Genomic DNA, 13,156 nt, shown 5'->3' with positions numbered 1-13,156 from the left:
GGCAGGGCAAGGCGGTAGGCTACAATTCCGCCGCCCGATCCCGACCTCGCACGCTCCGGCGTGCCCCTGCCACTGCGATTCCAACCGCGTCCGCCCGTGAAGTCCCACCGCATTCCCGAACTCGATCTGCTTCGCTTCCTCGCCGCCCTCGCCGTCGTGTTCTTTCACTACGCGTTCCGCGGCCATGCCGCCGACGGCCTGACCGGGATGTTTTATCCGGCGCTGGAGCCGGTCGCGCAGTACGGCTTCCTCGGCGTGCACCTGTTCTTCATGATCAGCGGTTTCGTGATCCTGATGACGGCCGGCGAGGCGCGCTTCGGCAAATTCGTCGCGTCGCGCGCCGCGCGGCTGCTGCCGGCGTTCTGGGCCTGCTGCACGGTGACGTTCCTCGTGACGCTGGCGCTCGGCGGCGAGCGCTTCACGGCAAGCTGGCCGCAATATCTCGTCAACCTGATCCGGCTCGGCGGCGGCTTCGGCCTGCAACCGATCGACGGCGCGTACTGGTCGCTCGGCACCGAGCTGCGCTTCTATCTGCTGGTGGGCATCCTGCTGCTGGTCGGGCAGATCCATCGCGCCGAACGCTGGCTGTTCGTCTGGCTGATCGGCGTGGTGCTGGTCGATCTGTTCCCGTTCATCAAGCTCAAGGGCTTCCTGATCACCGATTACGCCGGCCTGTTCATCGGCGGGGCCGCGTGCTACCTGATGCGTCAGCACGGCCCGAACCGTTCGCGGTTGCTGCTGGTCGGCGCGGCCTGGGCGCTGTCGCTGTATCAGGAGCATCTGCTGCTGGCGTCGTTCAACGAGAACTTCGGCGCCGGCATTCGACTGGACGTGGTGGGCGCGGTCATGACCGCGTTCTTCGCCGTCATGCTCGGGCTCGCGCTGCGCCGCACGCCGCTGCTCGGCGGCACGCGCTGGGTGTGGTTCGGCGCGATCAGCTACCCGCTGTATCTGATCCACCAGAACGTCGGCTACATGCTGTTCAATGCGGCCTCGCCGTCGATCGACCGCACGCTGCTGTTCTGGGGCGTGCTGCTGCTGGCGATCGGGTTCGCGCTCGGCGTGCACGTCGTCGTGGAAAAGCCGCTGGCCGGCCCGTTCAAGCGCGCGCTGCTGCGCGGCTTCGACGCGCTGCACGCGCGCCTGCCCGTGCGTCGCACCGGCGCGTCGCGGCGGCCATGAAAAAGGCGCTGCTCGCGCAGCGCCTTCGCCCGGTTCAGGCCCGTTTCAGGCCCGATCAGACCATCAGGCCAATCAGGCCAACCTCAACCGCCCGTCTTCGCCCGCACCGCAGCCACCTGTTTGGCCGTGACCGCCGGCCCCTGGTTGCCCCAGCTCGACCGCACGAAGCTCGCCAGTTGCGCGATCTCCTCGTCGTTGTAACGCCAGCCGAAACCCGACATCGCCAGCCGCGACGGCGCCGTCTGCGTCGACGGCAGGCGCGAACCGGCCAGAATCACGGCGATCAGCGAATCCGGGTTGGCCTGCGTGACCATCGGATTGTCGACGAGCGACGGGAACACGCCCGATGCGCCCTTGCCGTTCACGCGGTGGCAGGCCGCGCAACTGTCGAGATACACCTCGGCGCCGCGCCCCTGCACCGTCCCGCCGAGAATCGCCTTGACGGTGGCGTCGTCGGGATGGAACGACGCGGTTTGCGGCGGCGCGCCCAGGCTCTTCAGATAGACGGCCATCGCCTTCAGGTCCGCATCGCTCAGATACTGCGTGCTGTGCTCGACCACCTCGCCCATCGGCCCGGACACCGACGAATGCGGATTGCGGCCCGTCTTCAGGGTCGCCACCACGTCGTCCACCGACCAGGCCTCCAGCCCGCCACCCGCCGACGAGCGCAGGTTGATCGGCGCGGTGCCGTCGAGCGACGCGCCGGCCAGGTACTGATCGCTCTTGCCGCTCACGTCCAGCTCCTGGAACGCCGCGCCGCGCGGCGTGTGGCAGGTGCTGCAGTGCGCGAGGCCCTGCACGAGATAGGCGCCGCGATTCCATTCGACGCTCTTCGCGGCATCGGCCACGAAGCGCGAATCGTCATGGAACGCGCGGTTCCAGTAGGCGAGCGGCCAGCGCACGCTCAAGGGCCAGGGGATCGCCGAGGCGCGGTTCGGCTGCGCCGAGGCCGGCACCTGCGTGGTGAAGTACGCGTACAGGTCCTGCAGATCCGCGTCCGACACCTTCGCATACGACGTGAACGGCATCGCCGGGTACAGATGCTTGCCGCCCTTGGCCACGCCCTCGCGCATCGCCAGCACGAACTCGTCGAACGTGTAGCCGCCGATGCCGTGATCGCGGTCGGCGGTGATGTTGGTCGAATAGATCGTGCCGACCGGCGTCGCGAACGGCAGGCCGCCCGCGAACGGCGTGCCGCCCTTCGCCGTGTGACAGGCGATGCAGTCGCCGGCCCGCGCCAGATACGCGCCGTGCACGGCGTCGCCGCGGCGCGTGGCGAGCGCCGCATCGAGGTTCGCGCCCGGCGTGACCGAGGCGAATGCCCACAAGGCGCCGACCGCCACCACGCCGGCCGCCACCACTCCAGTAATGATTTTCCGCATGTCTTGTCGCTCGCTCAGACCTGCACCATGGCGGCGCCGGGATTCTTCAGGTATTGCGAGCGGATGTTGCTCGCCGCCCAGTAAGCGAGACCGCCCACCAGCCCCGTCGGGTTATAGCCGAGGCCGTGCGCGAACACGTTCGCGCCCATCACGAACAGGTTCGGCACGTCCCAGCTTTGCAGGTACTTGTTGACCACGCTCGTCTTCGGATCGGCGCCCATCGCCGTGCCGCCGCTGATGTGCGTGCTCTGGTACGCGCGCGTGTCCCAGTGCGTGCCCGGCTTCAGGATGCGGCCGGAGATCGACTTCGGATTCATCGCGCGGCCGATCTCCATCATCTTGCCGGCCACGTATTCCGAGGCGCGCAGGTCGTTGTCCTGCCAGTCGAGCGTCAGGCGCAGTAGCGGCGAACCGTAGGCATCCCGATAATTCGGATCGAGATCGAGGAAGCAATTGCGATACGCCATGTTGCTGCACTGCGATTCGATGCGGCCGGTGTGCAGGAAGTTGTCCTTGACGGCCTGCTTCCACTCGCTGCCCCACTTCGGCGTGCCCTTGGGCAGCGGAATGCCGCGCACCGGGCCGTTGCCGGTCTGGCGGCCCCAGATGATGCCGCCGCCGATGAAGCCCAGTTGCGCGTGATCGAAGTTGTCCGCGTTGAACTCCTCGATCGCCTGGCCGCCGCCGCCCGCGCCCATGAACTGGTTGATGTACGTGTCCTTGTCCCAGAACATGTTCACGCTGTTCAGCAGCTGGTAGCAGAAGTTGCGGCCGACCGTGCCTTCGTTGGTGTCCGGATTGAACGGCTGGCCGATCTTCGAGAGCAGCATCAGGTGCACGTTGTGCAACTGGAACGCGGCCAGCACGACCATCTCGGCCGGCTGCTCGACCTCGTTGCCTTCGTGATCGATATAGGTCACGCCGGTCGCGCGCTTGCCGCTCGCGTCGGTGTTGACCTTGATCACGTGCGAATTGACGCGCAGCTCGAAATTCGGCTTGCGCAGCAGCGCGGGGATGATCGCCGTTTGCGGCGAGGCCTTCGAATAGTTCAGGCAGCCGTAATCGCTGCAGAAGCCGCAGAAGTTGCACGGCCCGAGCTGGCAGCCGTATTCGTTGGTGTACGGGCCGGACGCGTTGCCGGCCGGCAGCGCGAACGGCTGGTAGCCGAGGCCCTTGGCGGCGGCCGCGAACAGCTTGCCGGTGGGGTGGTCGGTCAGCGGCGGCAACGGATAGGCGCCGCTGCGGCGGCCTTCGAACGGGTTGCCCACGCCGGTCGGCTTGCCGTCGAGATTGCCCGCCACGCCCGAGGTGCCGCACACGCGCTCGAAGCGGTCGAAGCTCGGTTCGAGCTCGTCGTAGGTCACGCCCCAATCCTGCAGGTTCATGCCTTCGGGGATGAACTTCGCGCCGTAGCGCTCGGTGATGTGGCTCTTGTAGCGCAGCTCGTCCGGCATCACGCGCGACTGCACGCCCGACCAGTGCGAGCCCGCGCCGCCCACGCCCTCGCCCGGCTTGAACGAACCGATCTGCCGATACGGCACGGCGGTCTGGTCTTTCGTGTGGCGGTTGGTGACGGTGGTCTTCGAGAGGTTCTGCAGCAGCGCGTTGCGCGCCGAATACTTGATCTCGTCGACGATCTGCGGATACGCGAAATCGGGCACCGTCTCGCGTGCGTCGCCGCGCTCCAGCGCCACCACGTTCAAACCCGCGTTGGCCAGTTCGATCGCCATGATCGCGCCGGTCCAGCCGAAGCCGACGATCACGCAGTCGACCGGCTTTTTCTTGATGCTCGCCATGCTTATCCTCGCTTGCCGTAGAGACTGACGGGCGCGTAGGGATAAGGCTTGGCCTCGCCCACGAACTCCAGGTAGTCGGCGCGCACGCCGGGGTAGCCGATCATCTTCCAGGCGGCCATGTCCTTGTTGCCGCCGTAGGACGGATCGCCGAAATAGCCTTCCATCACGTTCTTCAGCAGGAAACCGTTCAGGAATCCCTTGAAGTTGAAGTCGTCGGACTTGATCTCGCCCGATTCGATCTTCTTGATGAAAGCGGTCCCCTGCGCGTGGCCCAGGTCGGCGAACGCCTTGCCGCCGAAATGCGCGCGGCTGTAGGCGTTGATCGCGCGGATGCCGAGCCGGTATTGCTCCTTCGGCGTGAGCTTCGACTGGTAGCCGAACTCGGGCTCGACCTTGAAGAACGGCCCCTGCATGTACCAGCGGGCCGCATCGCCGTACGGCGTCTGCATCTGGCGGTCGATGTACTGCGGCACGCCGAGTTCGACCGCGCCCGGACCGATGTCGTCCTTCGGGATCAGCACGTCGCAGGCGGCGTTGACGAACGCCCATTCCTCCGGCGTGAAATAGCCGGGGGTGTAGTGCTCGACGGTGGGCCGGTCGGCGGGCGGCAGGCCCGGCGCGGGCGTGGGCGGGCTGCTGCTCGCCACGGCGCCGGTGATCCCGACCACGGCTATGGGTGCAATCGCGATGGAGCCCTTGAGAAAGCTCCGCCGGCTGCGATCTTTCGCTGTCGTCATTGTCGAATCGTGTTGTGGAGAAAGAGAGGCACTGCAAGCGGTACTGCGTCGGTATTTCGGGGCCGCGTGCGTTGCGCGGCCCATCAACAACTGCGAAAACGCTGCGTTCGCGCCGGTCAGGCCAGCTTGAACGTCTCGACGTGGCCGCGCATGCGGGTCGACTGCTCGCTCAGGGCCTGCGCCGCCGCGGTCGCCTGCTCGACCAGCGCCGCGTTCTGCTGCGTGATCGAATCCATCTGGCTGACGGCGGTGTCCACCTGCTCGATGCCCATGCGCTGCTGTTCGGCGGCGGCGGCGATCTCGTTCATGATGGTCGCCACGTCGCGCACCGCGCCCAGCACTTCCTGCATGGTGCGGCCCGCGTCGGCCACCAGTTCGCTGCCCTCGGCAATCGTTTGCACCGATTCGCCGATCAATTCCTTGATTTCCTTCGCCGAGGCCGACGAGCGCTGCGCGAGGCTGCGCACTTCGCTGGCCACCACCGCGAAACCGCGGCCCTGCTCGCCGGCGCGCGCCGCTTCCACCGCGGCGTTCAGCGCCAGGATGTTGGTCTGGAACGCGATGCCCTCGATGATCCCGGTGATGTCCGAGATCTTGCGCGAGCTGCTGTCGATGCCGCCCATCGTGCCCACCACCCGCTCCACCACGTCGTTGCCGCGCGCGGCCACGCTCGAGGCGTTGTCGGCCAGACGGCGGCCGGTGTGCGCGCTCTCGGCGTTCTGCTTCACGGTGGCGGTCAGCTCGCTCATGCTCGCGGCGGTTTCCTCCAGCGAGGCGGCCTGCTCCTCGGTGCGCACCGACAGGTCGAGCGTGCCCGAGGCGATCTGCTGGGTGGCCGTGGCGATCGATTCGGTGCTGCTGCGCACCTCGCGCACGGTGCCGGCCAGGCTCGTCTGCATCGCGGCCACGCCGCGCAGCAACATGCCCATCTCGTCGTCGGCGTGCACGTCGATGCGGCGCTGCAGGTCGCCCTGCGCGATCGATTCGAAGTGCGAGAGCGCGTCGTTGAGCGGCCTCATGATGGCGCGGCGCAGCGAGAACCAGCTGAAGCCGGCCGCGATCACGCCGATCGCGATCATCGCGATCGACAGCGCCGAATACACGCGGAAGCTCGCCTCGGCGGCCTCGTAGTTGGTCTTGGCGTTCGCGTAGAGCGCCTCCTTGACCTTGTCGTTGGCCGCGCTCATCGCGTTGTAGAGCGCGGAGAGCTGCGTCATGGCGATGGTGTCGATGCGCGCGGCGTCGTGCGCGCGGATCGCATCGATGAAGCCCGCCACCGCGTCGCGCATGGTGGCGCGGCGCGAGGTGGCCTCGTCGATCAGGTCGGCTTCGCTTTTTTCGTGCGGCTGCTTGACGAAGGTCTGCCACCACTCGTCGGACTTCGCGAAGAAGCCGGTGGCGCGCTCGATCTGCTCCTGCGCCTTCGGATCGTCGGGGTGCAGCGCCAGGCGGTCGAGCACGAGGCGCGTGCGGGCGATGTAGATCTCGGCGTTGCCGATGTTGGTCGCGGCGGTCAGCTTGTTCTCGTAGGTGTCCTGATTGGCATGGTTGGCCCGGATCGTGCCGAGCAAGCCCAATGCACCGATGGCAACCATCAGAACGGCAAGAAAACACATCGTCAGGGCTATCCGCGTTTGCAGCGAAAAGCCTGCTTTACCAAACTTCATTTTGTTGTTCTCCGGGGGTACACACTGTGTCGTTAACGGCCACGCATGAGAACGTTTACGGCGATCGCTTAATTAACTTTAGCGTTTCATCTGATTTAATAAATCCCGCAAACGTGCTAGCGATTCGGCACGTCGCGTGGTGCCGCCAAAGCCACCGCGAAACGGCCGAATCCCCCGTCCGGCAAGGCTCAGGCGACTTCCAGGCGGATCGGCGGCAACCCGTCGAAGCGCCCTTCGGCCAGGCCCGGCCCCGCCGGGAACACCATGCCGATATAGGAACCGGTCGTCACGATCTGCTCCGGCGTGACCGCGATGCCGCGCTCGACGGCGCTGTGATTGACCAGCCAGGTCAGCAGGCGGCGCGGGTCGACGGCCGGGTTGCTGCCGGTGGCGGCGGGCGCCGCCGGCTCGCCGGAAAACCTGAACGACAGCGCCGGCGACACGAACGGATACGCCGCGTCGTACGGCACCGGCTCGCCCACGATCAGCGCGCCGTGGTTCTGCAAATCGGCCAGTTGTGCGAAGCGATCGACCTCGGGCCAGCCGGCCCAGCGGCTCGTGACCACCTCGATGGTCGGCACCATCGAGGCGATCGCGGCCAGCACCTCGTCCTCGCTGTAGCATTCGGCGCGCGGCGTAAAGGAGCGGCCGAAGCGAAAGCCGATTTCCAGCTCCAGGCCGAACGGCGCGGCCGGATCGCGCGCGAGCCGCGCGCCGCTCGGATGCAGCGCGATGGTGGGCAGCGGCGCGCCTTGCGCCGGGCCGTCCGCGCCCTTGCCGCCCACTTTCCAGCCGCCGACCTGCGCGCCGAGCGCAGCGAGCACGGCGTGCTGGGTATCGTAGGCCGCTTGCGCGTCGGGCAGCACGCCCGCGCTCTGCGCCGGGTCGAGCCGGGTGCCGTCGCGCCAGGCGGCGGCCAGTGCCCGGGCGAGCGGCGCCGCCGCGCCGCGCTGCCGGGGTTCGAGGGAAAGACTCACGCGTCGATGCTCCTGGTTGGATTTCAAAACAAAAAGAAACGCACGCTCAAATGCCCCGATTCAGACGCCTTGATGCGAGGCGACGGCCGCATCGGGTTCGGCGTTGTCGAAGCGCCGTTCCGGGTGCATGCGGAACGCGCACACCACGCCCACCGCCATCAGCGCCATGCTCACGTAGAACGGCAGCTCCCAACTGCCGAAGCGGTCGATCAGCGCGCCGCCGATCACCGGCGAGACGATCGCCGCCAGCGCCGAGCCGGTGTTCATCATGCCGCTGGCGGTGCCCGAGAATTCCGGCGCGATATCCATCGGAATCGCCCACATCGGCCCGATCGTCATCTCGGCGAAGAAGAAGCCGAGCGCCAGGCAGGTGGTGGCCGCCCCGATGCCGTGCACGAACGCGAGCGGCACCATCACCACCAGCGTCAGCAGCATGCAGACCGACACCATGCCGCTGCGCGCCCGCGCGAGGCTGCCGGTGCGGCGCAGGATGCGGTCGGTCACGACGCCGCCCACCGTGTCGCCGAGCACGCCCGCCAGGAACACCACCGACGAGAACAGCGCCGAGGTCTGCAGGTTCTGGTGGTAGTGATGCAGGAAGAACTGCGGGATCCAGCTCAGGAACAGCCACAGCGTCCAGCCGTAGCAGAAATAGACCAGCGTGACCGGCAGCATCCGCCGAAACAGCGCGCCCCAGCGCACGCGCGTCGCGCGCGGCTTCGGCGGCGGCAGGATCGCCAGTTCGGCCTCGGTGATGCGCGGGTGGTCGCGCGGCTGCTCGGTGTAGGTCAGCCACCAGCCGATCACCCAGCACAGGCTCAGCGCGCCGCACAGAAAGAACGCCGCGCGCCAGCCGAAGTTCGCCATCATCAGCACCACCGCCGCCGGCGCGAGCGCATTGCCCACGCGGGACGCCGCATGCGTGATGCCCTGCGCGAAGCCACGCCGATCCTTCGCCACCCAGCGCGACATCGCGGCGGTGGCGGCCGGGAACGTGGCGCCCTCGCCGAAACCCAGCAAGAGCCGCGCCGCCAGCAGCGACACGAGCCCGCCCGCCATGCCGGTCAGCAAGGTCGCCACGCCCCACACGGCGCCGCACGCGATCAGCGTCTTGCGCGCGCCGAAGCGGTCGCTGACCCAGCCGCCGATGATCTGGAACACCAGATAGGGATACGCGAAGGCCGAGAACACCAGCCCCACCTCGGTGTGGGACAGGCCGAACTCCTTGCCGAAACCGACCGCCGCGGTGCTGACGTTGACGCGGTCGAGGTAGGTGATGAAATACATGACGCACAACATGACGAGCACGACGTTCGTCGCGCTCGTCAATCGATACCGTTTCATCGTGTGTCTCCGAATGTTGGAATAGGTCTTGCCGCCACGACACTGCCTGCCCCGCGTGCGTTGCGCGAGGCGAATCACGGAATGGGCGTGGCCGGTGCGGTGCGCAGCGTGCCGCGCGCGCCGCCCGGCCCGGCGCCGGGCTCAGGCCGCCGCTTTGAGCGGGGTGCGCACGGCTTGCGCGGCCAGGTAATCCATCGCGGCCGGCAGGCCGCTGGCCGCCAGCGGCACACCGGCGATCCGCAACCCCATCTCGCAGCCGGCCAGCGTGGCCATCAGCGTCAGGTCGTTGCAGTCGCCGAGGTGGCCGATGCGGAACATCTGCCCCTTGAGCTTGCCGAGCCCCGCCCCGAGCGACATGTCGAAGCGCTCGTACACGATCTTGCGCACCGCGTCGGCATCGACGCCATCGGGCATCCGCACGCCGGTCAGCACCGGGCTGTAGACGGCCGGATCGGCGCACTGGATCTCCAGGCCCCAGCCCTGCACGGCGTGGCGGCAGGCCTGCGCGAGCCGCTGATGGCGCGCGAACACCTGGTCGAGCCCCTCGTCGGCCAGCATGTCGAGCGCTTCCGACAGGCCGTAGAGCAGGTTCGTGTTCGGCGTGTACGGCCAGTAGCCGCCCTTGTTCATCTCGATGATCTCGGCCCAGCCCCAGAAGCTGCGCGGCAGCTTGGCATCCGCGCTGGCGGCCAGCGCCTTCTGCGACACCGCGTTGAAGCTGATGCCCGGCGGCAGCATCAGGCCCTTCTGCGAGCCGGAGATGGTGACGTCCACGCCCCATTCGTCGTGCCGGTAATCGGCGCTGGCCAGCCCGGAGATCGTGTCGACCAGCAGCAGCGCCGGGTGGCCGGCCGCGTCGATGGCCGCGCGCACAGCGGCGATGTCGGAGGTCACGCCCGTGGAGGTTTCGTTATGGACCACGCAGACGCCCCGGATGCGGTGCTCGCGATCCTCGCGCAGCCGCGCCTCGATCCGGTTCGCGTCCACGCCGCGCCGCCAGTCGTCCTCGCCGCCGATGAATTCGGGCTTCAGGCCGAGGTTCTCGGCCATGCGCTTCCAGAGCGTGGCGAACTGGCCCGTCTCGTACATCAGCACGGTGTCGCCGGGGCTCATGGTGTTGGCGAGCGCCGCCTCCCACGCGCCGGTGCCCGACGCCGGGTAGATCACCACCGGCTGACGCGTCTTGAAGATCGCCTGGATGCCGCTCAACACTTTCAGGCCCAGCGCGCCGAATTCCGGGCCGCGATGGTCGATGGTCGGGTAGCTCATCGCGCGCAGGATCCGGTCCGGCACCGGGCTCGGCCCCGGGATCTGAAGGAAGTGGCGGCCAGAGGGATGGAAATCCAGCTTGAGCATGCGTGTTCTCCTGGTTGAATTTTGCATGCAAAAAACTATATTCCTCCCAAGCGGCGAACCACAACCGCAATCTGCACGTGGTTTACCCGCGTACATTTCGAGACATTTCTCAAAATTATGGCGGGATGGCCTTCGTGTAAAATCGGTGCCTTGACGATTTATCCGTTTTTTGTATGCAAAATGACACCCCCGCCTCCCCTCCGCGCGCCGTGCTGCCTCCGGTCGAGCGGCAACGCCTGCACGACACGGTGGTCGAGCATCTGCGCAACTTCATCGTCGAAGGCACGCTCGAACCGGGGCAAAAGCTCAACGAACGGGAGATCTGCGAGATGCTCGGCATTTCGCGCACGCCGCTGCGCGAGGCGCTGAAGGTGCTCGAAGCGGAGGGGCTGGTGGATATCGCGCCGAACCGCGGCGCGTCGGTGTCGAAGATGTCGGAGGCCGAGATTCGCGAGACCTTCGAGTTGATGAGCGGGCTGGAGGCGTTTTCGGGCGAACTGGCCTGCGATCGCATCACGGCCGAGGAGATCGACACGATCAAGGCGCTGCACTACGCGATGCTGGCCTGCCGCGCGCGGCAGGACCTGGCCGGCTACTACAGCCGCAACCGCGAAATTCACGATCTGATCAACGTGGCGGCGCGCAACGCGGCGCTGCGGCAAACCTACCTCGCGATCAACCGCAAGCTGCAGGCGCTGCGGTTTCGTTCGAACTTCCAGAGTGCGAAATGGGATCGCGCGATCCACGACCACGCCGACATGATCGAGGCGCTCGAAGCGCGCGACGGCGCGCGGCTCGCGCAAATCCTTCGCCGCCACCTGCTCGACAAGCGCGACGCGGTGCTGCAACTCGACGCCGCCGCGCAGGCCAGCGCGGCGGGCGGCCGCGCCTGAGCCGGCCGCCGGTGTTGCGACGCTTGCCGCGCGCTTACGCGGCCACCGCCATCGTGCGAGCCATGCCCTGCACCGGCGTCGGCGTCGGCGCCGGCACCACCCACGCATCGAAGATCGCCGCCAGCATGGCGACTTCGCCGTCGGCCAGATAATCGTCGGCCGACGCCACCGCCAGGCACGCTCGCAGCACCACCCGGCGCAACGCCGGATCGTCGACCTCGGCCAGCAAGGGCGCGTGCGCCGTGGCGTCGAAGCCGCTGCCGCTGCCGATTTCCATGTCTTCGCACAAGGCCTGCACCACGCTGTCGAACTCGCCGGGGCGCAGGCCCAGCCGCGCGATCACGCCGAGCCGCGCCAGCATCCGCTCCTCGTTGGCGTCGACGTGGCCGTCCGCGATCATCACCAGGGCGACGATACGGGCGGCGGCTTGAGGACTGTTACGACGATAGCTGCGCATGGCGTGATTTCCGTTGCGGTTCGATCCGCGTGGTTGAAGATGCGCCAGTATCGGCGAATCACGGCATCGGAAAAACCAGCATTTCAATACGCTTCAGTTCGTAAAAACCGAACCTTCCGCGCCCCCCGAGTGCGGCGCGGGCGGCCTCAGAAGTTGTGGCGGATGCCGGCCATCACGCCGAGCTGGCCCACGCCCGCGTTCGGCGTGGTGCCCGGGCCGCCCTGGCTCAGCGTGTAGCGCGCCTTCGCGCTGTTGAACACGTAGCCGGTTTGCAGATAGACGCTGCTCTGCTTCGACAGCAGATACGTGCCGCGCAGCGCCGCCAGCGTCGCGCGCGTGTCCTGCGCGCTGTCGACGGTACGGTAGATGCCGCCATCGACGATCACGGTCGGCGTCGCCAGGTACGAGCCCGTCACATAGAAGATGTCGCTGCGCACGCCGGCCAGCCCCGGCCCGGCCACTTCCACGCGCCGCCCGAGCCAGCCCGCGCCGAGCTTGAACGCGCCGGCCTTCAGGTAGCCGTTCAACTGCATGCGCAGGTCCTTGTCGCCGCTGTCGGTCAGCGCGATCGCGGCGGTGCCGTTGAACAGGTTGGCCGCCGCGCCGGGGCCGCCGCGCTGCTCGTCGTAGGCCGCCGCCACGCCGAAGTGATCCGCGTCATACCGCAGGAGTACTGACCATTGACGGCACGCGTTGAAGTTTCCGGGCAGCGATCCCGCGCAAGTGCCCTGGCCCGGCGAATTGCCGCTGCCGGCCGAATCGCGGCCGAACGAATAGGTGCCGCCGAGCGTGACGCCGCTGAAGCTGCCCTTGTAGGCGAGGGTGTTGTCGCTGCGCGCGTTCGGAATGTAGGAATCGATCGAGCCGACGCCGCCGTAGATGTCGGGGCCGAGCTGGTCCGAATCGAGGATCGCCCAGTACGACATGGTGTATTGCCGGCCGAAGCTCAGCGTGCCGTAGCGGTTCGTCACGCCCACCCAGGCCTGCCGCCCGAACAGCCGGCCGCCCTGATTGACGTCGCCCGAGCGCACGTTGAAGCCGTCCTCCAGCACGAACGTCGCCGCGTAGCCGCCGCCGAGATCCTCGGTGCCGCGCACGCCCCAGCGCGAGGGCACCGAGCCGGTGATGCCCGGCATCCGCACCACGTGCCCGCCCGTCGGGCCGGCGTGCGTGACCAGCTCCACGCCGGTATCCAGAATGCCGTACAGCGTGACGCTGCTTTGCGCGTGCGCGCCGCAGCCGAGCGCGAGCGCGCAGGCCGCCATGATCGTCTTGACCTTCATGTCTCCATCCGTCTATTTGATTGTTGTGGTGTTGCGGGTGTTACGGGTGCTGCGGGTGTTGCGAATGCGTTTGCGCCTGCCT

11 protein-coding genes are annotated in these 13,156 nt (G+C 67.6%); 2 read left to right on the top strand and 9 right to left on the bottom strand.

From position 1 onward, the window contains the following. The first annotated feature begins 96 nt into the window (after positions 1 to 96). Entirely contained in the window at positions 97 to 1,182 is a 1,086-nt protein-coding gene (locus tag AB4850_RS20545; protein ID WP_414444834.1) for an acyltransferase family protein, read from the top strand. A gap of 83 nt (positions 1,183 to 1,265) precedes the next feature. Here AB4850_RS20545 and AB4850_RS20540 read toward each other — a convergent pair whose 3' ends face one another. The 7 genes from AB4850_RS20540 to AB4850_RS20510 all read right to left on the bottom strand — a co-directional run bounded on the left by AB4850_RS20540 (position 1,266) and on the right by AB4850_RS20510 (position 10,441). Then, positions 1,266 to 2,564 (bottom strand): c-type cytochrome, encoded by a 1,299-nt coding sequence (locus AB4850_RS20540; protein WP_414444833.1) that lies wholly within the window; start codon positions 2,562 to 2,564, stop codon positions 1,266 to 1,268. Positions 2,565 to 2,578: 14 nt separating this feature from the next. Further along, on the bottom strand, positions 2,579 to 4,360 hold the full coding sequence (locus AB4850_RS20535; protein ID WP_414444832.1) for a GMC family oxidoreductase: 1,782 nt from the start codon (positions 4,358 to 4,360) through the stop codon (positions 2,579 to 2,581). A 2-nt stretch (positions 4,361 to 4,362) separates the two neighbouring features. Beyond that, a complete protein-coding gene (locus AB4850_RS20530) occupies positions 4,363 to 5,097 on the bottom strand; it encodes a gluconate 2-dehydrogenase subunit 3 family protein (RefSeq protein WP_414444831.1) in 735 nt (244 codons plus the stop codon). A 116-nt stretch (positions 5,098 to 5,213) separates the two neighbouring features. Then, positions 5,214 to 6,764: a methyl-accepting chemotaxis protein gene (locus AB4850_RS20525; RefSeq protein ID WP_414444830.1), complete on the bottom strand. Its 1,551-nt coding sequence runs from the start codon at positions 6,762 to 6,764 to the stop codon at positions 5,214 to 5,216. A gap of 188 nt (positions 6,765 to 6,952) precedes the next feature. Further along, positions 6,953 to 7,741 carry a 2-keto-4-pentenoate hydratase gene (locus AB4850_RS20520; protein ID WP_414444829.1) on the bottom strand — a complete coding sequence of 263 codons (789 nt, stop codon included), beginning with the start codon at positions 7,739 to 7,741 and terminating at the stop codon, positions 6,953 to 6,955. Between the two features lie 60 nt (positions 7,742 to 7,801). Beyond that, entirely contained in the window at positions 7,802 to 9,085 is a 1,284-nt protein-coding gene (locus tag AB4850_RS20515; RefSeq protein WP_414444828.1) for an MFS transporter, read from the bottom strand. A gap of 141 nt (positions 9,086 to 9,226) precedes the next feature. Further along, positions 9,227 to 10,441, bottom strand: coding sequence for a pyridoxal-phosphate-dependent aminotransferase family protein (locus AB4850_RS20510; RefSeq protein WP_414444827.1), 1,215 nt, complete (start codon positions 10,439 to 10,441; stop codon positions 9,227 to 9,229). 173 nt (positions 10,442 to 10,614) lie between these two features. On the opposite strand from AB4850_RS20510, the gene AB4850_RS20505 reads away from it, so the two are divergent. Next, positions 10,615 to 11,334 carry a GntR family transcriptional regulator gene (locus tag AB4850_RS20505; protein ID WP_414444826.1) on the top strand — a complete coding sequence of 240 codons (720 nt, stop codon included), beginning with the start codon at positions 10,615 to 10,617 and terminating at the stop codon, positions 11,332 to 11,334. Between the two features lie 34 nt (positions 11,335 to 11,368). Here the strand turns inward: AB4850_RS20505 and AB4850_RS20500 are convergent, their stop codons facing one another. Both AB4850_RS20500 and AB4850_RS20495 read right to left on the bottom strand, forming a co-directional pair. Further along, the gene (locus tag AB4850_RS20500) at positions 11,369 to 11,791 is read right to left on the bottom strand and encodes a TerB family tellurite resistance protein (RefSeq protein WP_414444825.1); all 423 of its coding nucleotides are present in this window, start codon (positions 11,789 to 11,791) and stop codon (positions 11,369 to 11,371) included. A 146-nt stretch (positions 11,792 to 11,937) separates the two neighbouring features. After that, positions 11,938 to 13,074 (bottom strand): porin, encoded by a 1,137-nt coding sequence (locus AB4850_RS20495; RefSeq protein WP_414444824.1) that lies wholly within the window; start codon positions 13,072 to 13,074, stop codon positions 11,938 to 11,940. Positions 13,075 to 13,156: the final 82 nt, after the last annotated feature.

The organism is Burkholderia sp. 22PA0106 (genome assembly GCF_047497155.1).
In the GTDB taxonomy this organism is placed as follows: Bacteria; Pseudomonadota; Gammaproteobacteria; order Burkholderiales; family Burkholderiaceae; genus Burkholderia.
This window is presented reverse-complemented; position numbering and strand designations above follow the sequence as displayed.